The sequence below is a fragment of the Streptomyces sp. NPDC046379 genome (genome assembly GCF_055587785.1).
This window is the reverse complement of record NZ_JBVJFP010000005.1, coordinates 210,057-232,747: the sequence shown is the minus strand read 5'-3', so window position 1 is coordinate 232,747 and position 22,691 is coordinate 210,057. Positions and strand designations below refer to the sequence as shown.

Here is a 22,691-nt window from a genome sequence, read left to right as displayed (position 1 = left end):
GCGGGGACCAATGGGCCCAGTTCGTCGTCCGGCCTCCCCGGCGGCGCCGGACGACGTTCCCGGCCCGGGACCGGCGTCCGCATGGTCCCGTGCCGACCGCCCCTCCGGCCGTCTCTCATCCGGGCGCACAGTCATGCGGGGCCAGCGTGGTGGAAGCCGTCGCCGCCCGGTTCCGGAACACGGGTCGGGGAGGCGGGGTGAGCGCGGATGTCCTGAACCCCCGGCGGACCCGGGCCGGGGTGAGCCGGTCGGAGGTGGTGGATTTCTCCCAGGGCCGGCGGAACCCCTCGGCAACAGGCCGGGCGAGCCGGAGCCGGGTGTGAGCGACGACCAGGACCCAGGTCCAGCGGTCCGCCGCCTGGAGAGTACGGAGCTTCGGAGTGGTCCGGCCCAGGGTCTGCCACCGGATCAACGTGCCCTCGCCCGAAAGGGCGAGGACACCGTCTCGTCGGAGGGGGCCGGCGGGTTCTGTCGCCGGTGCTCGCCGGGTTCGTGTCACGCCGGATGCGCTCCCCCCTCTGACCGGCTTCGGGGCCTTCTTCGACGGCCCGCGCAATGTCCTCTCTCGCGCTCGACATCTATGAGCCCCAGGCCCGCCGACCCGACCTCGCCCATCCCCACTCCGCCGGGGAACACCCGCAACTGCTGTGGGACCTCCACCCCGGGGGGTGTGTCCACGCCGTCCCCCGTCACCTTCCTGGCCGCTGACCAGTCTCACACCTGTGGCCGAGGCCGTTCGTTCGCGACGTCAGTCGGCGACTATGCCGCGGGCGCCGAGGACGCTCCGCAACTCAGGGCCCAGGAACTCGGAGCCGAGGACGCGCCGAAGGTTCGGAAGCAGCACGAGGTCGTCGAGGGAAGAGACGTCGAACAAGTCGTCCTCGCCGTCCCAGACCGGGGCGCACTCTTGGTACACCTGGTTACCGCCGTCCATGCACAGTTCCTCGACGCCGGCCAGGAGGTCGTCGCTGATCTCCAGTGATGCGAAGTGGCTGCGTGCCTCGGGCACGACCTGGTACGCCAGGCCGTGTTGGTGCGCGTACTGCCAGGGGTCGTCGCCGAGCCCCTTCTCCTTGAGGAGATCGGCGAGGCGAAACCGAGGCGTGAGCGTCTCGTCGATGTACATCAGCTGCTCGACGACGATGAGCTTGAAGTTGAAGTCCGTGAACGTGGCCATGCGCACAACCTAGACGGCGCCACTGACAGGACGCCTGCAGCTCCCGGTCCACAAGCCTCCGCGGCCGTCCCGACTCCCCTTCGAGGAGGTCTGCGCCGTGCTCTCGCCCAAGCGCCGCTGGATGCGGCAGGTCCTGCGACGGGAGTGAGCGGCCGGGTATGCGGGGACGGAGGGCGAGTGACCGTCGGCGGCCCGCCGAAGCCGTGAACTCAGGCGGCCGGGGCGCCGGTTGGGTGACACGTGAGGAGGGGGCCCGAGTTCGGTGGCCGAACCCAGCAGCGCGCACCGCCCCCGGCGACCGCGGCAACGTGTCCGCCGACCGCGCCCGGCGGCTGCTGTTCGGATTATCACCCAGGCCGGTACCGATCGACCGGTGTGTCGTTGAGGAGGGTGGACGTCCCCGGCCGCGGGCCGGGGAGGAGGTGTCGCCGCCCGCCGTACCGCGGAACCGCAGCGGCGGCGCGGTCGAAGGGGAGGTCGGCACGTGTTCGGGGACCAGGCTGCGTTCGATTCGACCGAGTTGCGTGAATCCTACGAGCTGTGCGCGGCCGAGACCAGGCAGTTCCTGGCGCCGCTGTGGAAGGCCGCCGGGGTGCTGCCCGCCGCGGTCCGTCCCCACATCCTGGCCGTGCACGGTTTCATGGTGCGGACCGATCGCCTCGCCGACGAGCATGGAGCACAGGCAGACCGCGAGGAGCGGGTCGCCCGGTGGCGTTCCGAGACCCTGAGGGAACTGCGTGCGGGGCGCAGTGAGCACCCGCTGCGGCGGGCTTTCGTGGACACAGTGCTGCGGTGGGGGCTGGACCGCGCGGTGATCGGGGAATTCCTCGACGCGATCGGAACCGACTGTGCCTCCCCGCCCGCTTTCGAGACGTTCGCCGAACAACGACGCTACCTGCGGGGAGTAGCAGGAACGGTCTTCGAGATGTGGACTCCCCTGCTGGAGCCGAGAGGGGCGGAGGTGTCTTCGCTGACCTCCGTGCTGGGCGAGGTGTGTCAGCTGGTGGACATCTTCGAGGACCTGCCGGATGACCTCGCTGCCGGCCGGTGCTACTTGCCGCGCGCCGACCTGCGACAGCTGGGGCTGGAGATCAGCGATCTTGTGCGCGGTGAGCGGCACCAGGTGCTGGACGAGCTGGTGAGCATCCAGCTCGGCCGCTGGCGTGATCTGCTGGAGCAGGCGGTGCCGGTGGCCGAGCTGGTGGCCCCCGAATACCGGCCGTTCCTGCACGCCCTGCTCCTGGGCGCACAGCTGCAGTTCGACGAGGTCACGCTCCGGCAGGCCCGGGTCTTCACTGAGGGCGTCGAACCGCTTGTGTCGGCCGATGGAGCGGCTCGCCGTCCCGCGTGGCCGCACGCCGGCGCGGTGCCGGACCATATCGCGGTGATCATGGATGGTAACCGGCGGTGGGCCGCACGGCAGGGCCTGCCGGTTTCCCGGGGCTATCAGACGGGCGAGTGGGCCGCGATGCGCCTGGTCAACGCCGCCCTGCGGCTGGGAGTGCGGCATCTGAGCATCTACGCGTTCTCCACCGAGAACTGGGACCGTTCCCAGGAGGAGCTGGCCGTCTTGTTCGATACGCTGGGTCACGGGATCGCCCAGGGGATCGAGTGGCTGCACGAACTGGGTGTGCGGGTGCGCTGGTGCGGGCGGCGCGACCGCATCGAGCCGTCGCTCGCCTCCTCCTTGGAACTGGCGGAGAGCATGACGTCGAACAACGACGTCCTGTCGCTGACCGTCTGCGTCGACTACGGCGGGCGGGAGGAGCTGACCGAAGCCGCCCGCGCGCTGATGGCCGAGGCGGTCGCAGGAAGGATCCGGCCGGAGGACATCGGCCCCGCCGACGTGGCCCGGAACCTGTACGTGCCCGGCCTTCCCGACGTCGATCTGCTGATCCGCACCTCCGGTGAGCAGCGAATCAGCAACTTCCTGCCGTGGCATCTCGCCTATGCCGAGCTGGTCTTCGATCCCAACCCCTGGCCCGAGTTCGGGCTGGAGCAGTTGCGGAAGGCCGTCACCACGTACGCCGGCCGCCAGCGCCGCTTCGGCGGCGGCCTTCCCGGTCCCACCCGCCCGGTGGAGCCGGCCCCTGCCTCCTGAGCTCGGGGCCGGCCCTCACTTCACGGCTTCGGCGGCGTGTACACGCCTTCGGCAGTCACATACGCCAGCACCGTGTCGGCGTCGAACACAGGAGCGCCGAAAGTAGCGGTGTACACCTCCAGCAGCTCGGGGGTGGGGCGCAGCGGCACCTCGCCGATGCGGACCGTCAGCGGCTGCCCCACGGGCGCCCCGTCGGTGGTCAGCAGGCCCTCGGCCAGACCGCACCGGAACACCGAGCGGTGCCCGATCTCGACGCCGTTGACCGTGCACTTCCCGGACGCGACCCCGTCCCGCAGGACGCTCTCGGGGTTGACGATCCGGAAGCCGCCGGTCGGCGTGCGGACCTCGATCCCACCGTCCAGGACACCGCTGCCCCTGGCCTCCGACAGGCGCCTGAGCGAGGGATCGCCCTTGCCGGACCCCACGGGGAACCGCACGGCCGACCCCCGGGAGTCCGTGACCAGCCGGGCCGGAGCCACGGCTTCGACGACGGCCCCCAACCGGTCCAGCTCCGCCTGGACCTGCCCGGTCCAGCGGACTTCGGCCCAACCGTCGGTGACCGTTCCCCACTTGTCGTCCGCAGCTGCGGACGCTGTTCCGGTGAACTGGGCCAACAGGGACGCTGCTGCGGCGGCGCCCAGGACTGTTCGTCGCGTCGTAGTCATCGCTCTACGGACCACCCTTTCCGGGCCGCAGGGTGCGACCCAGGAGGATCATCCGACTGTCGAGATATCCAGGCTGCGAAACAGCCTCAAACCACCCGAAAGCGTGGTAGGGCCGCGCCCTGGTGTACCCGGCCTTGCAGAAGTGGCGTTCGGGAAGCGGGCGGCGGAGCGTGATGATCGCGGCTAGTGGTGCGACCGGGAAGGTTCACCGTGGGTGTCGAGCGTCGGAGCGTGTCGCTCGATGTGTTGGTCCGTAGGCTCGGTCGCCATGGAGACAACGACGTCCTTCGTCCATCACCTCGGGGTCTTCGCTTCGGACTTCGAGGCCAGCGAACGGTTTTACACCTCCGCGCTGGAAGCTCTGGGGATCGGAGTCGGCTACCGGGCCGATGGCGTCGCCGAGTACTGGAGTCCGGGGCAGGACACGCCGTCGTTGTCCCTGGAACGCGCGGTGGACGCCGTCACCACGGGGGTGCACATCGCGTTCACAGCAGTCAGCCGGGATGCGGTGGACGCCTTCCACTCGGCTGCGGTAGCGGCCGGGGGCGCCTCCCGGCACGGGCCCCGCGCGTGGAGCGAGTACCGCGCCTACTGTGCGTTCGTCAGCGACCCGGACGGCAACAACATCGAAGCCGTCCACAAGGAGACCTCCTAGCGATCCGGTGCTGGTCGGGCTGTTGCAGCGACGGGGCGACCTCCCCGGCGGATTCCTTTCCGGCTCCAGAACACGGGCGCGTTCCGACGTTGCGCGGCAGGACGTCGGGGTGCCGGGCGTTCCGGTCGCGCCAGCGCAGGTGGGCGTGCAGACCGCGAGTTCGGTGCTGAGGCGGGCTGGACGATTCCCTTCGTAGAGCGACCTGACCATGCAGGTCAGCGCACTGCACGGTGTGCGAGGTCTCTCGCCCGTGCGGAGACCCGCAGGCGATGCTCGTCGCCGGCCCGGTCGGGGGAACGCGGCGGCGTGGCGGCGGGCCCGGGCGACGCAGCCTTCGCGCCCGGGCGGGGCGTAGTCGGCCCGCACCGGGTGCTCGTCGGGCGCGTCGCCGCTGTCACCACGCGACGCCTGCGGTGTCACCGGGCGCCTATGCGCCGCTCGACCGTCCGGACAAACGGATGGTCAGGGCCGAGCGGGACGCGGCAGCATGCTCCGCATGACATTGCCCACCCCCGATCTGCACACCGCCCGCCTGCGCCTGCGACCGTTCGCCGAGGCCGACGCGGCACCGCTCTACGCGCTGCACAGCAGCGCCCACGTGCTGCGTTACTGGGACTCCCCGCCGTGGAGCGAACCGGCCCGTGCCCAGCGCTTCATCGCGATCTGCCGGACCATCGAGCAGGAAGGCACGGGAGCGCGGCTGGCCGTCGACCGCCTCTGCGACGGCGCGTTCATCGGCTGGTGCGGTCTGACCAGCTGGAACCCCGCCTTCCGCAGCGCGTCCCTGAGCTATGTCTTCGACGCCGCCGCGTGGGGCCACGGCTACGCCACGGAGGCCGCGCACGCCGTCCTGCGGTGGGCGTTCGACGCCCTGGACCTGAATCGCGTCCAGGCCGAGACCGACACCCGCAACCTGGCGTCCGCCCGGGTCCTGGAGAAGCTCGGCTTCGTCCGCGAAGGCACCCTCCGCGAGGACTGCGTCGTCAACGGCGACGTCTCCGACTCCTGGATCTTCGGCCTCCTGCGCCGCGAGTGGCACCCGACGGCCGGCCACTAGAGCCGAGCCCTGCCCGCCCGTCGGTCCGCACCCGGCAGGTTTCGGGGACGGGCCGGCTTCTCCGCACTCGCAGAGCGCGGAGAAGCCGGCCACGCCGTCAGACCGTTCCTCATGGAGCGGCGTGACCGCTTCGGCCGAGTTCCTCGAGGAAGTGTCTTTGGTCGGCCAGGAATCCGTCCGCGAAGAGCGAGCGGGGGCGGAACAGCGCGGTGAGCGTGATCTTGAGGTCCGACTGCTCGACGGACTGCTTGAGCAGTGAGTGACTGGCGTCCGGGTAACGCTCGACCGTCAAGGCACCGCCTGCGTCCAGCACCCCGCGGTACGTGCGCTCCGTGTCGGCGGTGTCCACGTTGACGTCATGGCCCGCGAGGGCCAGCAGCACCGGTACGCCGCGCAGGGCGCGGAGGTCCTGCGTGGCGTCCGCGGTGTAGTTCCTGGAGACGAAGGCCCAGCGGTCGGCGGTCATGCCGTCCGCGTCGCCGCCCATCGCCCGGACGTACTCCTCGTACGTCGCATGCTGTCTCAGCAGTCGGCGGGTGGTGTCGCTCTGGGCGACCTCCTCCCGGGTACGGGCTGCTGACGCGCCGTCGGCGCGCAGTTCGGCGAGGAGGTTGTAGCGGCCCTGCCGGAGCCAGTTGATCGCGGGCGAGACGGCGACGACGAAGCTCACGGGCGTCCTGGCGGCGATCTTCGGCAGGACCCAGCCCGCCTGGCTGGCGCCCCAGAGTCCGATCCGGTCGCCGTCGATGTCCGGGCGGGCGCGGGCCCAGGCGATGGCGGCGGCTGCCTCGTCGGCCCGGTCGTCCATGGACTGGTCGAGCCAGTTTCCGGGCGCGCCCGCGACGCCGGGCTTGTCCCAGGACAGGGAGGCGTACCCGGCCTTGGCGTTCGCCTCCCACAGGGGCTTGTAGCCGTCGTCGTGGGTGGCGTCGACGGGGCCGTCGCCGTGGACGTACACGACCAGGCCGTGGCGCTCGCGGCCGTCCCTGGGGGTGGCCAGTACGCCGTTGAGGGTGTGGCCGCCGTGGCGGATGGTGACCCGCTGTTCGTCCATGTCGTAGGAGTTCTGCCACAGCACCGCACCGACGAGGCCGACGGCCATGGCCAGGGCCGTGACGAGTGACCACACGGCGATGCGGAGCCCGCGCCGTCGGGGCTGGATGGTGGGACGCATGGAAGGGCCGCCTCTGCTCGGGTGTGCAGCAGACCCAAAACTATCATTAGCAGAACGGTCGTTGAGAGTCTGTTAGTTTTGGGCTCCATTCGGGAAGACGGGAGGCACGGCATGGGACGGGACGCGGCAGGCCCCGCGGCCGGAGCGGTGACGGTGCGGCGGGGCGTTCCGGCCGGCGCCGAACGGCGGGCGGCCGAGCTGTACTGGGAGGCCTTCGGCCGCAAACTCGGCCCCGCGCTGAACCCGGCGGGCAAGGCGGTGCCTTTCCTCGCCGCCCACCTGAACACCGACCGGGCGGTCTGCGCGCTCCTCGACGGTCGGCTCGTCGGTCTCGCCGGCTACCAGCACGGCGGGCGGGCCCTCACCGGGGGATCGGCCCGGGCCGTGCTGCGCGCCTACGGGCATCTGCGGGGACTGCGCCGACTCGTGCTCCTCGCCCTGTTCGAACGTCGCCCGGCTCCCGGACAGCTCCTCATGGACGGCATCGCCGTGGACCCGGCCATGCGCGGCCGCGGCGTCGGGAGCCTGCTCATCGAGGAAGTGGCCGCCGTCGCGGCGGAGCAGGACTGCCGGGAGGTCAGACTGGACGTGATCGACACCAACCCGCGCGCGCGGGCCCTGTACGAGCGGCGCGGCTTCACGGCCGTACGGACCGAGCACACGCCCTACCTGCGCGGGCTGTTCGGATTCGGCGCGGTGACCACCATGCACCGCCCGGTCGCCACAGGAGGGGTGGGGAAGCCGTGAGCGCCGACACCGACCACGTCGAGGTCCCCACCCGCATGCTCGTCCACGCGCTGATCCGCGAGGACGGCACCGTCGCCGCGGACGAGCTGTACACCGTCGCCGACACCCTCGGCATGAGCGACCAGCAGGTACGGCTGTGCGTCAAACGACTCGTGGCCGAAGGCCGGTTCACCCACGAAGGCCGAGGCCGCAAGGCGGAACTGCACGCGACCGAGGACACCATGCGCGACCTCGCCCCCAACGCGGACTTCCTGCGGCACGCGTTCCGGCAGGACGCCGGGCTCGCGCCCTGGGACGGCGTCTGGCACCTGGCCGCCTTCGCGGTGCCCGAATCGGCGCGCACCGCCCGGGACGCCCTGCGCGAGACGCTCGTCCGCCTCGGCGGCGCCCCGCTCCAGGGCGGACTGTACGTCTGCGCCAACCCATGGGAACCGTACGTCGAAGAAGCGGCCCACCGTCTCGGCGCCCACGGCGCGCTCACCCTCCTCACCACGACGGACCTGCGCAGGGGCGAGACCCGGGAACCCGCCGAACTCGCCCGCCGCCTGTGGCCCCTGCGGGAGATCGCCGACCGCTACCACCGCCTCGGCCGCATCGCCCGGCCCCGCCTCGCCCGGCTCACCGGCCCCGCCGGACTCCCCCCGGCCGCACTCGTCACCATCGCCGTCGAACTGGCCGCCGAACTCACCCGCGCCATGGAGCCCGACCCGCTGCTGCCGCCCCAGCTCCTGCCCCGGCCCTGGCCCGGCGCCCAGGCCCGGACGCTCATCGCCCGGTGCTGGGCGGCTCTGCACGAACGCGACCGGGGCGAGGCCCGCCCGGCCCTCTTCCGCCTCTACGGCGACATCACCCGAGAAGCAGCCGGCCGGGCCACGCGCTGAAGCCGCGGCAGACGGCGAAGGTCCTGCCGGCCGGACGACGTCACCGCGAGGGCACCCGCCCTTGCGGGCGGAGGCTGCGGTGCCGTGGGTGACGACGGACGGCGCGCGCGGCTCGGGCGGTGCGGGAGCGGGTCAGGCCCGGGCGTTGACCAGGACCGCCATGTTGCCCGCCGGGTGGCGGTTGTCGTGGATGAGCTGGTGGGCCAGGCCGATCTCCTCGAAGCCGAACGTCCGTGACAGGCACGGGTCGACGAAGCCCCGGTCGATGAGCCGGGTCACCTCGCGGGCCTCGCGGGCGCTGGCCACGTGCGAGCCCTGGAGCCGCTTCTGCCGCATCCACAGGAAGCGCAGGTCCACGTCGCCGTTGTAGCCGGTGGTGCCGCCGCAGATGACGACCATGCCGCCGTTGGCGCACAGGTACATGGAGGTGGGGATGGTGTCGGCGCCGGAGTGCTCCAGGACGATCCGCGGGCTGCGGCGCTCGCCGAGCACCTCCCAGAAGCGCCGCCCGAAGGCGCGCGCCCCGGCCAGCCAGCGGGCCATCGCCGCCTCGTCGGAGGTGTCCGGCATCCGGCCCCAGTGGTCGAACTCGCGCCGGTCGATCCACCCCTGGGCGCCGAGCTTCATGCAGAACTCGCCGCGCTCCTCGCTGGAGACGACGGCGACCGGGATGCCGCCGACGTGCCGTACGAGCTGGATGGCGATGCTCCCCAGGCCGCCGGCCCCGCCCCAGATCAGCACGGGGTCGCCGGGGCGGACCGTGTGCGGTTCCCAGCCGAAGAGCTGGCGGTAGGCGGTGGCCGCCGTCGCCATGTAGCAGGCGGACTCCGCCCAGGACAGGCGGGCGGGCTTGGGGTGGCACATGAAGTCGTCGACGACGGCGAACTGCGCGAAGGAGCCGTAGTTCTCCTCGTAGCCCCACACGCGCTGGCTGGTGGAGAAGGCCGGGTCGGCGCCGAGGCGGATGTCCTCGGCCGTCTCGTCCCACCTGCTGGCCAGGACGACGACCTCGTCGCCGAGGCGGACGTCCCGCACGCCCTCGCCGACGGCCCAGACGATGCCGGACAGGTCGGAGCCGCCGATGTGGAAGTCCTCGGTGGCGCCGGCCTTCCGCCGGGCCGCGATCACGTCGAGCGGGTGTCCCAGGGACGCCCAGACGTTGTTGTAGTTGACGCCGGCCGCCATCACCTTGATGAGGACCTGCCCGCGCCGGACGGGGGGAACGTCGACCACTTCGGTGCGGAAGGCGTCGATGGGCTGTCCGTAGCGTTCCTGGCGGATCAGCGAGGCGTACATCCGCTTCGGCACGGTGCCGATCTCGGGGGCGTCACCGAGTTCGTAGAGATCCTGGGGGGCGGTCGCGGTCATGTGGGGCTCCTGGACGGTCGGGTCCGCTGGGGACGGGAGGCGAGGGGGGTGGGGGTCGGGCGGTCAGTCGGACGCCGGGCGCAGCGCCTTGGCGACCGCGGCGCCGATCAGGGCGATGGGCTCGGGTTCGGTCATCTCGTAGTGACCGCACGGAACGCGGTGCTCGTGCAGGGTCCCGGCGACGTGGGGCCGCCAGCCCGCGGCCTTGTCGGGCAGGACGGCGAGGTCGCCGGGGAAGCCGGCGGACTCCTCCCGGGCTGCGCTGAAGAACAGCACGTCCCCGTCGAAGACGCCGGGCGCGAACTGGGGCGCGATGCGCAGGTTGTTGCGCATGACGACGGCGATGGCCTCGGCCTCGGCGCGGGTGACGGGCGAACTCGCCGGATCGGCGGCCAGGGCGGCGTCGATCCGGTCCAGGACGGCCGCGACGCGCGGCGCCTCGGCCGCTCCCGGCTCGACGGGCAGGCCGGCCACCCTCGCCAGCAGGGACGCCACCTGGCGTTCGGCGGCCTCGGTGTCGTGGGCGGCGCCGTGCGGCTGGGGCGCGTCCAGCATCGCCAGCAGTTCCACCCGCTCGCCCCGCCGCTGAAGGGCGCAGGCCATGGCGTGCGCCACGAAGCCGCCGTAGGACCAGCCCAGCAGGCGGTAGGGGCCGTGCGGTTGCACCTCGCGGACGAGGTCGACGTAGGAGGCGACCATGGACGCCGCGTCCGGCGCGGGCGGCGCGGCGCCGTCGAGGCCGGCGGCCTGGATGCCGTAGACCGGCTGGTCGCCGCCGAGGTGGGGCAGCAGTCCCGTGTAGCGCCAGGAGACGCCCGCGCCGGGGTGGACGCAGAACAGGGGCGCGGCGGCGCCTTCGGCCCGCAGCGGCAGGAGGGGCGCGAGGGCGTTCCCGCCGCCGCCCTGGTCGCGCGTCGCGGAGTCGTCGGCGGCCGTGAGCAGTCCGGCCACGGTGGGCGCGGCCAGCAGGGCGGCGGCGGGCACGTCGAGCACGCCGGCCTGGCCGAGCCGGCCCGCCAGCAGGACGGCGCGCATCGAGTCGCCGCCCAGGTCGAAGAAGTTGTCGTGGACGCCGATGCCGCCGATGCCGAGGGTCTCCTCCCACAGCCGGGTCACGGCCTGTTCGCGCTCGGTGCGCGGGGGCACGTGCTCGGTGGTCAGGCGGGGCCGCGGGCCGAGGCGGGGCCCGGGTTCCGCCGCCGTCCCGGCGTCCGGCGTGCCGGGGTCCGTGCGGGCGCCGGGGGCGTCGATCCAGTGGCGGTGCCGTTCGAAGGCGTAGGGAGGCAGCGGGGCGCGCCGGGGCGCGCCCGGCACCTCGGGGAGCGCCCGGTCCACGCCCGCGCTCCACAGCCGGCCGAGCGCCTCGGCGAGGACGAACCCGTCGTCGGCTTCGGCCTTGACGTGCCGCATGGTGGTCACCGTCACCGGCGTGTCCTGTGCGAGCTGCGCCGCCGCGAGCTTGGTGAGGGTGTCGCCCGGTCCGATCTCCACCAGGACGGGGCGGTGCTCCCACAGGGCGGTGACGCCGTCGGCGAACCGCACGGTGCCGCGGGTGTGGTCGATCCAGTGCCGCACCGAGGTCGCCTGTGCGTCGGTGATCCAGGTGCCGGTGACGTTGGTGACGAACGGGATCCGCGGCGGGCGCAGGGTGACGCCGCGCAGGTGCTTCCCGTACGTGTCCAGCACCGGGTCCAGGACGTGGGAGTGCGCCGCGGCGGGGATGCGCAGCCGACGGAACGGCAGTCCTCGGCGGGCGAGTTCGGCCTCGAAGCGGGTGACGGCGTCGTCGTGTCCGGCGACGGTGCAGGCGGCGGGTCCGTTCACGGCGGCCAGGGACAGGTCGTCGCCGAGCAGGGGCAGCACGTCCTCGGCGGGCGCCGCCACCCCGACGGTGGCCCCGCCCGCGGAGCCGATGAGCCGGAGGCGTTCGGTGACCAGGGGCAGCATCTCGTCGAGGTCGAACACGCCGGCCAGGCAGGCGGCCGTGTACTCGCCGAGCGAGTGGCCGATGAGGGCGTCCGGGCGGACGCCGGCCTCCATGAGGGTCCGGGCGAGGGCGTACTCGGTGACGACCAGGCCGAGGAACGTGCTCGTGGTGTCGGCCCGGTCGCGGCCGAACAGGGCGTCGCGCAGGTCGGCGCCGAGGACGGGGCGCAGGATGCGCGCGCAGGCGTCGACGCAGTCGCGGTAGACGTCGTGCGTGCGGTGCAGTTCGGCGCCCATGCCGGGGTACTGGGTGCCGCCGCCCGGCAGCAGGAACGCCACGCGTACGGGCTCGTCCGGCACGGGCGGCGTCGTGGGCACGGCGTCGCGCAGCGCGGAGAGGGCCTCCTCGCGGGAGGCGGCGGTCACGGCCAGGCGGTGGCGCAGCCGGGGCCGGTCGGTGCGCAGGGAGTGCGCGACGTCGTCCAGGCGCAGGTCCGGCCGCCTTTCGAGGTGGCGGGCGAGGGCGTCGGCCTGGCCGCGCAGGGCGCCGGCGGTGCGCGCGGACAGGGGCAGCACCAGGCGGCCGTGCGCCGGTTCCCGGGGCGGGGCGGGCGGGGCGGGCGGCGCCTCCTCCAGGATGACGTGGGCGTTGGTGCCGCCGATGCCGAAGGCGCTGACCGCGGCGCGCCGGGGGTGTCCGTCCGCCGGCCAGTCCTCCAGGGTGGTGGGCACGCGGAAGGGCCCGGCGGCGAAGTCGATGTGCGGGTTGGGCCGGTCGAAGTGCAGGCTCGGGGGGATCTGCCGGTGTTCCAGGGCGAGGACGGCCTTGATGAGCCCGGCGATGCCGGCGGCCGCCCCGAGGTGGCCGATGTTGGTCTTCACCGAGCCGAGGGCGCAGTAGCCACGGCGTCGGGTGGACTGCCGGAAGGCCTCGGTGAGTGCTGCCACCTCGATCGGGTCGCCGAGGAGGGTGGCGGTGCCGTGCGCCTCGACCAGGCCGATGGTGCCGGCGTCGGTCATCGCCTGGGCCTGTGCCGCGAGGACGACCTCGGTCTGGCCGGCGGCGCTGGGCGCGCTGAAGCCGACCTTGCGGCGTCCGTCGTTGTTGACGGCGCTGCCCCGGACGACGGCGCGGATGCGGTCGCCGTCGGCGAGGGCGTCCTCCAGTCGCTTGAGGACGACGGCGCCGACGCCGTCGCCGGAGGAGGTGCCGGCCGCGTCCTCGGCGAACGCGCGGCAGTGTCCGTCCGGCGAGAAGGGCCCGCCGGGCACGTAGCGGTAGCCGAGCAGCGCCGAGGGGTTGAGGGAGACGGCGGCGGCGAGGGCGGTGTCGCAGCGGTGGTCGAGCAGGTCCTGGCAGGCGGTGTGCACGGCGACGAGCGCGGTGGAGCAGGCCGTCTGCAGGGAGACGCTCGGCCCGGTCAGCCCGAGTTCGTAGGAGACGCGGGTGGCGAGCGTGCCGAGCGAGTTGGCGGTGGCCGCGTGGACGAGTTCCACCGAGCCGGGCCGCCCGGCGTAGCGGGGGTGGACGTGGGCCGGGTAGTAGCGGCTGTCGCCGCTGCCGGCGTACACGCCGAACGTGCCGGTCTCGGTGTCGGAGCCGAGGCAGCCGGCGTCCTCCAGGGCGTGGTACGCCGTCTCCAGCAGCAGCCGCTGCTGGGGGTCGACGACGGCCGCCTCGGCGGGGCTGTAGCCGAAGAACCCGGAGTCGAAGCGGTCGATCCCCTCGACGACGGACACCATGCGGACCAGCGCGGGGTCGTCGAGGTCGCGCTCGGATCCGCCGGCGGCGAGGAACTCCTCGTCGGTGACGGGCCGCACCGACTCCCGTCCGGCGGCCAGGTTGTCCCAGAAGGCGTCCAGGTCGTCCGCGCCGGGGAAGCGGCCCGCCATGCCGATCACGGCGACGGCCGGCGGCTGCTCGTCGTACGGTTCGGTGGTCTCATGCATGGCCTCGGTCCTTCCCGTGCCGTGCGGAGCGGCGGGCGCGGGCCGCGCGCTGCCGCTGGGCTCGTTCCTTGGCGAGGTCCAGGCCGCTCGGCCCGGTACCGTCGGTCTGCGGCGGCGCCTGCGGGTCCGCCGTCGGCGGGGCGCCGGTGGTCGCGGGGGCCTGCGGTCCGGTCGGGGTCGACAGGTGGCGGGCCAGGGCGCGCACCGTGGGGTGGGCGAAGAGGTCGACGACCGTCAGCTCGCAGCCGAAGGCCCGGTTGACGGCGCTCTGGGCGGAGACCAGGAGCAGCGAGTTGCCGCCCAGGTCGAAGAAGTTCTCGTCCGGGCCGACCCGGTCGCGGCCCAGCACCTCGCGCCACAGGCCGGCGAGTCTGCTCTCCAGCTCCCGCAGCCGCTCCCCCGTCCGGTCGGCGGACGCGGCGGCCTGTCCGGTGCCGCCGTCCGCGCGCAGCACCCAGTGGTCGCCGTCCGCGGCCTCGGCGGCGGCCCGGTACAGCGCGCCGAGGTCGGCGCCGTCCTCCAGGGCGACGCGGCCGGCGAGCCGGCGCACCTGCCGGGCCGGTTCGAGGGCGTGGCTGCGCACCCAGGCCGCGCTGCGGTCGGCGCCGATCAGCAGGTGGGGTTCGTCCAGGGTGCGGGCCAGGTCGAAGGAGCGCAGCGCGGCGCTGGTGTCCAGGACGCGGTAGCCGCGGGCCTCGGTGAGCGCGGTGAGCCGGTAGCCCCTGCTCATGCCGTGCTCGCGCCACATGCTCCAGGCCAGGCTCTGCGCGGGCAGGCCGAGGGCGCGGCGGTGCAGGGCGAGGGCGTCGAGGTAGGCGTTGGCGGCGGCGTAGGCGGTGTTCAGGGCGCCGCCGAACCAGCCGTTCACCGAGGAGAAGGTGACGAAGGAGGCGACCGGGTGGTCGGCGGCGACCTTGTGCAGGGTCCAGGCGCCGCGCACCTTGGCGTCCAGGGCCTCGCGCCAGGCGTCGGGGCCGAGTTCGCCGACGGGGCGTTCGACGAGGGCCCCGGCCAGGTGCAGGACGGACACCAGGGGCGCGCCCCAGTGCTCGGCGGCGGCGCGGACGGCTTCGCGGACCTGCCGCTCGTCGGTCACGTCGGCGCAGGCGTACCGGACCTCGCCCAGCTCGCGCAGCCGCCGGTGGGTCTCGGCGCGGGCGGTGGCGGTCCCTGCGGCGTCGGGCCGGGTGCCCGGTGCGGGCAGGGGCGTGCGGCCGAGGACGAGGAGCCGGGCGCCGGGGGTGCGCAGCAGGTGGGCGGCGACTTCGGCGCCCACGCCGCCCAGTCCCCCGCTGACGAGGTGGAAGCCGTCGGCTGCGGGCGGGCCCGTGCGGGTCGCGGGCTCGGGCAGCGGGGCCAGCCTGCGGACCAGGCGCCGGCCGCGGCGGTGGGCGACCTCGGTGTCGGCGGGGACGCCGGCCGCCTCGGCCAGCAGCAGCGGCACGGGGTCCGCGTCGTCGTGCGGGTCGAGGTCGAGGTGGACGCAGCGCAGGCCGCCGAGCTCCTCCCGCAGCGACTTCAGTACGGCGCCGGCCATGGCGTGGGCCGGACTGGGGCGGTCGTCGGCGTCGACGGCCTGGGCCCCCGCGGTCACGTACAGCAGGTCCGCTGGGCGCGGTCCGCCGGGCCGGGCCGCGAGGGACCGGGCGAGCGCGAGCAGGGACACGGCCGCGGTGTCGGCGTGCGCCGGGTCGGCGGTGTGGGGGGTGTGCAGGGCGCCGAGGTGCACGATGGCGTCGACCGGCCGGCCGTCGGCTTCGAGGGCCCGCAGCAGCGCCGTGTGGTCGTCCTCGTCGGCGGGCCTCACCCGGTGGTGGGCGGCGTCGAGGCGGGTGTACGACGGTCCGTCGGTGACCTGCGTGCACAGCCCGCCGTCGGCCCGGAGCGCCTGTGCGAGGCGCCCGGCGAGGTCGTGGGCGCGGGGGTCGCCGCCCGCGAGGACGAGGGTGTGCCGACCGGCCGCCGCCGGGCGCGGGCGGTGGCGTTCGGCCCGCTGCCACACCGGGCGCAGGAACCAGTCGGGCAGGGTGGCGGCCGTCCCGAGCAGCAACTGGGCCTCGCGGACCGCGTCGTCGAAGGCGCCCGCCTCGAAGCTCTTGCGCAGTCCGGTCCGCTGGATCTTGCCGATCTCGGTCTTGGGGATGGCGTCGGCCGGGACCGGCACGAGGAAGGCGGGGCTCACGCCGATCTCCCGGGTCACCTTGCCGGAGATCTCGCGCAGGGCGGTGGCGGGGTCATGCCCGGGGGCGAGGTGGACGAACAGGGCGAGTTCGTCGGTGGTCGCCGACGGGTCGGAGCGCACCGCGCAGGCGGCGGTGAAACTCCTCACCGCGTACGGCAGTTCCTCGACGCAGGCCTCGATCTCGTGGCTGTAGTGGTTGACGCCGTTGACGATGATGACGTCCTTGGCGCGGCCGGTGATGTACAGCTCGCCGTCGCGCAGGAAGGCCAGGTCGCCGGTGTCGAACCAGCCGTCGTCGGTGAACGCCTCGGCGTTGGCGGCCGGGTTGTCGTGGTAACCGCCGGTCACGGAGGTGCCGCGGACCTGGAACCGGCCGACGTCGCCCTCGGTGAGCAGGGTGCCGCGTTCGTCGACGATCCGCATGGCGAAGCCGGGGTAGGGCAGGCCACAGCTGACGAACGTCTCGTCGGCGCCGGTCGGTTCGGCGGGCAGCACGGCGTCGGTGACGACGGAACAGGTCTCCGACATGCCCCAGCCGGGGTGCATCACGTCCTGCGGCAGTCCGAACGGCTTCAGCGTGTGCAGGAACCGCCGGGCCGCCGCGGCCACCACGACCTCGCCGGCGTTCATCACCAGCCGCATCGGCGTCAGGTCCCACTGCCGGTCGCGGAAGCGGTCGGCGTGCTCGGCCAGCAGTCCGAAGGCGAAGTTGGGCGCCCAGGTGACGGTGACCCGGTGCCGGTGGGCGAGGTCCATCCAGCGCGGCGGGTCCTGGAGGATCCAGGAGGTCGGCGCGTGGATCTGCCGGCAGCCGAGGTAGACGTCGCGCAGGTGGAACATCACCACGCCGGTGACGTGGTCGAGGGGGATCCAGTTCAGGGAGACGTCCCGCTCGCCGAGCCCGTTCATGGCCGCGGTGGCGGCGGACCGGGTCAGCACGTTGCGGTGGGTCAGCCGGACGGCCTTGGGCAGGCCGGTGCTGCCGGACGTCATCAGCATCAGGAGGAGGTCGTCGGGCCGGGCGGCGTGCCAGTCGCGGTCCTCGGGCGCGTCCCGCAGCGCGTCGGCCGTCGTCAGCCGCAGCCCGGGCCAGTCCTGACGGCCGGCCAGGTCGCGCAGGCCGGCCTCCAGGGCCGGGGAGCACACCATCCAGGGGCGGCCGAGCATCCGCCAGATGCCCTCCAGCTTGGTGAGGGCGGCGGAGGGGGTGCCGTAGGAGGCGGGGACGGTCAGCGGGACGGCGACGAAACCGCCGAGGACGCAGCCCCACAGGACGGCGAGGAAGTCCTCGGTGGCGTCGCACTGGAGGATCACCGGGTCGCCGGGGCGCAGCCCGGCGCGACGCAGCCCGGCGAGCACCCGGGAGGCCTCCGTGAGCAGGGACGCGTAGCTGCGCCGTGTCTCGGCGCCGTCGGCGTGCACGTGCACGATGTCGCCGTGACCCTGTTCGGCGGCGCGTACGAGGGCCTGCGCCCAGCCGGGGACGGTCGGTTCGGCCAGTTCCGGTCCCTCGCTGAGCGCCGGGACGGTTCCGGACGCCGTGCGCGGGCCATCGGCGGGCGCCGGCGGGGCGGCGCGGCGCGCGGGGCCGGCGTGCCGGCGGGGCAGCTCTTCCGGGGCGTCCTCCACTGCGGCTTCGGCGGTCCGGACGCCGGGGACGCGGGACAGGTGCCGGCGCCAGGACTCGGCGGCGGTGCCGTCGAGCGGGGGCAGGGCGTGCAGTGCGGCCGTGTCGAGCGCGCCGTCGGCGGTGCGGGGCAGGCCGTTGACCGCCGTGAGACGGACCTCGCCGTGGCCGGCCTCGGCGAGGATCTGTTCGACGCGCTCGGCGGCCTCCGCGCGGCCCGGCACCACGAACAGCCGCGGCGGGGTGCCGTCGGGCCCGGGCAGCGCGACCGCGTCGCGGATTCCGGGCACGGCCAGGGCCGCGTCCGTCACTGCGACGGCGTCGGCCTCGCGGGGTGCGGCCGGGGTGCGCGGCGGCGGTGCCGGAAGGTCGCCGATCCTGCGGTCCGGGTCCGCGCACACCGCGCGCAGCAGCTCCGCCAGGGCGCGCGCCAGTCGTCCCGCGGTGGAGGCGTCGTACAGGTCCGTGGCGTACTCGAGGTGCAGGTCGAGTCCGCCGGGCGCGCCGTCCGGGCCGTGCCGTTCGAGGACGTCGACGAACAGGTCGAACTTGGCGGTGCCGGTGGCGCTGGGCCGCAGCGGCGTCTCCCGGTCGTCCAGGCGCAGGACGGCGGGTTCGTTGTTCTGCAGGGCCAGCATGACCTGGAACAGCGGGTGCCGGCCGGGGCGGCGGGGCGGGTTCAGCTCGTCCACCAGCCGGTCGAAGGGCAGGTCCTGGTGGTCGAGCGCCGCCAGGACCCGCGGGCGCAGCCGGGCGAGCAGGTCCCGGAACGCGGGGTCGCCGGAGGTGTCGGCGCGCAGCACGAGGGTGTTGGCGAGCAGGCCGATCAGGTCGTCCAGGGCGGGTTCGGAGCGACCCGCCACGGGAGTGCCGACGACGATGTCCTCGCCCGCTCCGCACCGGCTGAGCAGGGCGCTCACGGCGGCGTGCAGCACCATGAACAGACTGGCGCCCTCGCGTTCGGCCAGGTGCAGCAGGTCGCGGTGGACTGCGGCGTCCAGGGTCTCGGCGACGTGGGCCCCGTCGCCGCGCGGGGAGGCGGGGCGGGGGCGGTCGCCGGGGACCGTGCACTCCTCGGGCAGTGCGGCGAGAGCCTCGCGCCAGTGGGCGGTCAGCCGCTCCAGCCGTCCCGTGCCGTCGGGGCCGGGGGCGAGCAGGGCGCGCTGCCACAGGGCGTGGTCGGCGTACTGCACCGGCAGCAGGTCGAAGGCGGGGGCGCGGCCCGCGCGGCGGGCGGCGTAGGCGGCGGTCAGGTCGTCGGCGAGGGGGCGCAGCGACCAGCCGTCGGCGGCGCTGTGGTGCAGCACCAGCAGCAGGGTCCGCTCCTTGCCCGTCCCGAACAGCCAGGCCGCCAGGGGGCTTTCGCCGGTCAGGTCGAAGCGGTGCCGACCGGCCGCGGTGACGTGGGCGGCGATCTCGTCCGCCGGGCAGTCCACCCGGCGCAGCCGCGGGCGCAGCTCACCGGGCGGCAGGATCCGCTGGTGGGGGACGCCGTCCCGCTCGGCGAACACGGTGCGCAGGCTCTCGTGCCGCTCGGCGACGTCGCCGAGCGCCGCGTCCAGCGCGTCGGCGTCCACGGCGGGGCCGAGCGGCACGACGAGCGGGATGTTGTAGGTGGCCGCCGCGTCGTCGAGCCGGTGCAGGAACCACATGCGTTCCTGGGCGTAGGACAGCGGGAGGCGTTCGGGGCGTTCGGCCTCCCCGAGCACCGGGCGGTCGTGGGCGGTCCCGGACAGGTCGGCGAGCCGCCGGGCGAGGGCCGCCGGCGTCGGGCCGTCGAACAGGACGGTGATGGGCACCTCGGCTCCGGTCCTGTGCCGCAGCCGGGCCAGCAGGCGGGTGGCGAGCAGGGAGTCGCCGCCGAGGTCGAAGAAGCCGGCGTCGGCGCCGACGGTGTCGCGCGGCAGCCGCAGGACGTCCTCGAACAGGGCGCACAACAGGGCCTCTTGCGGGGTGCGCGGGCGGGCGCCGGACGCGGTCGCGGTGAAGTCGGGTGCGGGCAGGGCGTCCGTGTCGAGCTTGCCGTTGGCGGTCAGCGGGAGCGCGTCGACGGCGACGCAGGCCGCGGGGACCATGTGGTCGGGCAGGTGGGCGGCGGCGTGGGCGCGCAGTTCCGCCGGGGCGGGCGGCTCCTGCCCGGCGGGCACCGTGTAGGCGACGAGGTGCCGGGCGCCGTTGTCGGCGCGGCGAACGACGACCGCGGCGCGGGCCACGCGCGGGTGGGCGGCGAGGACGGCCTCGATCTCGCCGGGCTCGATGCGGAAGCCGCGCAGCTGGACCTGCTGGTCGGCGCGGCCGAGGTACTCCAGGGCGCCGTCGGCGCGGCGGCGGGCCAGGTCGCCGGAGCGGTACATCCGGCCGCCGGCCGGCCCGAAGGGGTCGTCGAGGAACCGTTCGGCGGTCAGTTCGGGCCGGCCGAGGTACCCGGCGGCCACGCCCGCGCCGGCGACGTACATCTCGCCCACCGCGCCGGGCGGCACGGGCCGGCCCTCGGGGTCGAGGAGATGCACCCGCAGGTCCGCCAGCGGCCTGCCGATGAGGTTCGCGCGGCGGGGGTCGGTCAGGTCGGCCTCGGTGAGGCGGTGGTGGGTGACGTGCACGGTGGTCTCGGTGATGCCGTACATGTTCACCAGCGCCGGGCTGTCCAGTCCGTGCCGGTCGGCCCAGGGCCGCAGGCGCTCGGGGCGCAGGGCCTCGCCGCCGAAGACGACGTGGCGCAGGGTGCGCGCCGGGTCCGGGCCGCCGACGGCAGCCCCGTCGGCGTCGGCGTCGATGAGCTGTTCGAAGGCGGACGGCGTCTGGTTGAGCACGGTGACGCCCTCGCGGTGCAGCAGCCGCAGGAAGTCGCGGGGCGAGCGGCTGACGGCGTGGGGGACGACGACGAGGCGGCCCCCGTGCAGCAGGGCGCCCCAGATCTCCCACACCGAGAAGTCGAAGGCGTAGGAGTGGAACAGCGTCCATACGTCGTCGGGGCCGAAGTCGAAGTGCTCGGCGGCCGCGGCGAAGAGGCGGACGACGTTGGCGTGCGGGACGGGCACGCCCTTGGGGCGGCCGGTGGAGCCGGAGGTGTGGATGATGTACGCGATGTCCGACGGGCTCCCGGGAGCCTGCCGGCCGGCGTCGGTCGGTGCCTCGGCCGGGCGGGCGGCGAGGTCCGCCTCCACGGCGGGATCGTCCAGGACGACGGCGGGGACGGCGCCGGTGAGGCGTGGCGCGAGGCCGGTCTCGGTGACGAGGAGAACGGGGGCGGTGTCGTCCATGACCAGCCGCAGGCGTTCCGCCGGGTGGCCGGGGTCCAGGGGGAGGTAGGCGGCACCCGTCTTGAGGACGGCCAGCAGGGCGGGCAGCAGCCGCGGGCCCCGGTGCAGGGCCAGCGCCACCACCCGGCCGGGGCCCGCGCCGCGCTCGGCCAGCAGCCGGGCCAGGCGGTTGGCCCGGGCATCGAGTTCCGCGTAGGTGAGCCGTTCGCCGTCGCTGGTGACCGCGACGCTCTCCGGGCGGGCGCGGACCTGCCGCTCGAACAGGTCGGTGAGGGTGGCGGTGACGGGGAAGTCCCGCACGGGTGCGTCGCGCGGGTGCTCGCCGGGCAGCAGCAGGTCCAGGTCTCCCACGGGGGTGGTCGGCGCGGCCTGCGCCAGTCGGCGCAGGAGCAGCAGGAACCGGTCGCGGTGCAGGGCGAGTTCGTCCTCCTCGTACAGGGCGGGGTTGGCGTCGAAGGCCAGCCACAGCCCGTCGGGCCGGGCCCCGGGCCGCACCGTGATCTGGAGGTCGTCGACGGCGCCGCCGGAGAGGTGGTGCCAGGTGGCCGGGTGGCCGCCGAAGTCGAGGGCCTCGGTGAACGGCACGATGTTCAGCACCGGACCGTGGAGCCGGCGGCCGGTGCCGAGCACGTTGAGGTCGCGGCGGATGAACTCGCCCCGGTACTGCTGGTGCCGGCGCAGCTGCACGAGTTCGCCGGCGACCGCCCGGGCCAGGTCGGCGACCGCGGTGCCGGGGCCGGCGGCCACCCGCAGCGGCAGGATGTCCGAGGCGGTGCCCGGGGTGCGCAGGGCGGCGCTGCCCAGCCGGCTCATCGTGGCCATGCCCAGCACCAGGTCCTCGGCGCCGGTCATGCGGTGCAGGTAGGCGGCGACGGCGGCGGTGAGCAGGTCGGTGCGGGTGACGCCGAGCCGGGCGGCCGCCTCCGACAGAGCCTGCGCGTCGGCCCCGTCCAGTTCGGCGGTGCGGCGCAGGAAGGGGGCCACGGGGGCGGCTGTGCGGCGCGTGAGCCGCGCGGGCTCCGGCAGGCCGGCGAGTCGCCGGGCCCAGTACGCGCGGTCCCGGGCGCAGCGTTCGGAGGCGAGGTAGGCCGCCTCCTCGGCCTGGAGGCGGCCCACGGGCGCGAAGACGGCGGGGGCGGGCTCGCGGCCCTCGGCGAGCGCGTTGTAGGTGTCGGCCAGGCGGCGGCCGAGGAGCTTGTAGCTGTAGCCGTCGAGGAGGATGTGATGGGCCCTCAGCAGCCACAGGCGCCGGTCGGGGGCGAGGGTGATCAGGGTGTGCGAGAACAGCGGCCCCTTGTCGAGGTCCACCGGCGTCGCCAGTTCCGCGCGGACCCGTTCCCAGGCGGCGCCCTCGGGGTCGTCGGCGTCGCTGACGTCGATCGGGTGCAGCGTCCAGTCGTCCGGGTCGGCGGCCCGCCTGCAGCGGGGGCCGTCGTCCGTGTCGAGGAAGCGCAGGGCGAAGGTGTCGGCCTCGCCCACGGTGCGGCGCAGCGCCGTCTCGAACAGGCCGACGTCCAGGGCGCCGTGGATCTCCACCGCTTCGGCGGTGTTGTAGGCGGCGCTGTCGGACGCGAGCCGTCCGGCGTACCAGAGTCCCTCCTGGGCTCCGGACATCGGCTGGTGGTCGTCCTCGCGGAGCGACTCCTCGTGGAGTGACATGGCACAACCCTCACGTGGCAAGTCGTGACGTCCCTGCCCGGACGGCCGGGCGGGCGGGCGGGGGGTGCGGCCTGGGCCCGGAAGCGGGGAAAGGCGGTCGCACGCCGGGAGCGTGGGGCCGGCACGGCCCCGTCGCGGGTCCTGCAAGTGCCCCAAGGGTGCGCCGCCACGAGGAAACGGATCAAGTGCGGACCGGGCCCGGCCGGGGGATTCAGGTGTTTCCCTGAAGAACGAAGGAGTAGGGATAGCCGCGCCCCCGGCG

General features: G+C 74.4%; 11 protein-coding genes and 1 pseudogene. 5 read left to right on the top strand and 7 right to left on the bottom strand.

Going from position 1 to position 22,691, the window contains the following annotated elements:
- Positions 1-155: 155 nt before the first annotated feature.
- Together ACZ6KF_RS11865 and ACZ6KF_RS11860 are read right to left on the bottom strand one after the other, a co-directional pair.
- A pseudogene (locus ACZ6KF_RS11865) lies at positions 156-400 on the bottom strand (NF041680 family putative transposase); the annotation flags it as partial.
- A gap of 348 nt (positions 401-748) precedes the next feature.
- Positions 749-1,177, bottom strand: a complete 429-nt coding sequence (locus ACZ6KF_RS11860; RefSeq protein ID WP_469238346.1) for a DUF6892 domain-containing protein — start codon at positions 1,175-1,177, stop codon at positions 749-751.
- Between the two features lie 484 nt (positions 1,178-1,661).
- On the opposite strand from ACZ6KF_RS11860, the gene uppS reads away from it, so the two are divergent.
- On the top strand, positions 1,662-3,278 hold the full coding sequence (gene uppS / locus ACZ6KF_RS11855; protein WP_469238344.1) for a polyprenyl diphosphate synthase: 1,617 nt from the start codon (positions 1,662-1,664) through the stop codon (positions 3,276-3,278).
- A 20-nt stretch (positions 3,279-3,298) separates the two neighbouring features.
- Here the strand turns inward: uppS and ACZ6KF_RS11850 are convergent, their stop codons facing one another.
- Positions 3,299-3,943, bottom strand: a complete 645-nt coding sequence (locus ACZ6KF_RS11850) for a hypothetical protein (RefSeq protein ID WP_356628100.1) — start codon at positions 3,941-3,943, stop codon at positions 3,299-3,301.
- A gap of 268 nt (positions 3,944-4,211) precedes the next feature.
- Here ACZ6KF_RS11850 and ACZ6KF_RS11845 point away from each other — a divergent pair, with 268 nt between their 5' ends.
- Together ACZ6KF_RS11845 and ACZ6KF_RS11840 are read left to right on the top strand one after the other, a co-directional pair.
- Positions 4,212-4,598 carry a VOC family protein gene (locus ACZ6KF_RS11845; RefSeq protein ID WP_356628101.1) on the top strand — a complete coding sequence of 129 codons (387 nt, stop codon included), beginning with the start codon at positions 4,212-4,214 and terminating at the stop codon, positions 4,596-4,598.
- 496 nt (positions 4,599-5,094) lie between these two features.
- Positions 5,095-5,655 (top strand): GNAT family N-acetyltransferase, encoded by a 561-nt coding sequence (locus ACZ6KF_RS11840; protein ID WP_356628102.1) that lies wholly within the window; start codon positions 5,095-5,097, stop codon positions 5,653-5,655.
- A gap of 109 nt (positions 5,656-5,764) precedes the next feature.
- On the opposite strand, the gene ACZ6KF_RS11835 is transcribed toward ACZ6KF_RS11840, so the two are convergent.
- Positions 5,765-6,829, bottom strand: coding sequence for an alpha/beta hydrolase family protein (locus ACZ6KF_RS11835; protein WP_469238342.1), 1,065 nt, complete (start codon positions 6,827-6,829; stop codon positions 5,765-5,767).
- A gap of 111 nt (positions 6,830-6,940) precedes the next feature.
- On the opposite strand from ACZ6KF_RS11835, the gene ACZ6KF_RS11830 reads away from it, so the two are divergent.
- Together ACZ6KF_RS11830 and ACZ6KF_RS11825 are read left to right on the top strand one after the other, a co-directional pair.
- A complete protein-coding gene (locus tag ACZ6KF_RS11830; protein ID WP_469174793.1) occupies positions 6,941-7,576 on the top strand; it encodes a GNAT family N-acetyltransferase in 636 nt (211 codons plus the stop codon).
- Between the two features lie 35 nt (positions 7,577-7,611).
- Positions 7,612-8,457 (top strand): PaaX family transcriptional regulator C-terminal domain-containing protein, encoded by an 846-nt coding sequence (locus ACZ6KF_RS11825; RefSeq protein WP_356628154.1) that lies wholly within the window; start codon positions 7,612-7,614, stop codon positions 8,455-8,457.
- Between the two features lie 132 nt (positions 8,458-8,589).
- Here ACZ6KF_RS11825 and ccrA read toward each other — a convergent pair whose 3' ends face one another.
- From ccrA to ACZ6KF_RS11810, 3 genes are all read right to left on the bottom strand, one after another.
- Positions 8,590-9,825 (bottom strand): crotonyl-CoA carboxylase/reductase, encoded by a 1,236-nt coding sequence (gene ccrA, locus ACZ6KF_RS11820; RefSeq protein WP_356628105.1) that lies wholly within the window; start codon positions 9,823-9,825, stop codon positions 8,590-8,592.
- Positions 9,826-9,888: 63 nt separating this feature from the next.
- Complete coding sequence (locus ACZ6KF_RS11815; protein WP_469238339.1) at positions 9,889-13,701, bottom strand: type I polyketide synthase; 3,813 nt, start codon at positions 13,699-13,701, stop codon at positions 9,889-9,891.
- Entirely contained in the window at positions 13,694-22,429 is an 8,736-nt protein-coding gene (locus tag ACZ6KF_RS11810; RefSeq protein WP_469238337.1) for an amino acid adenylation domain-containing protein, read from the bottom strand. Before ACZ6KF_RS11810 ends, ACZ6KF_RS11815 begins: the two co-directional genes overlap by 8 nt.
- Positions 22,430-22,691: the final 262 nt, after the last annotated feature.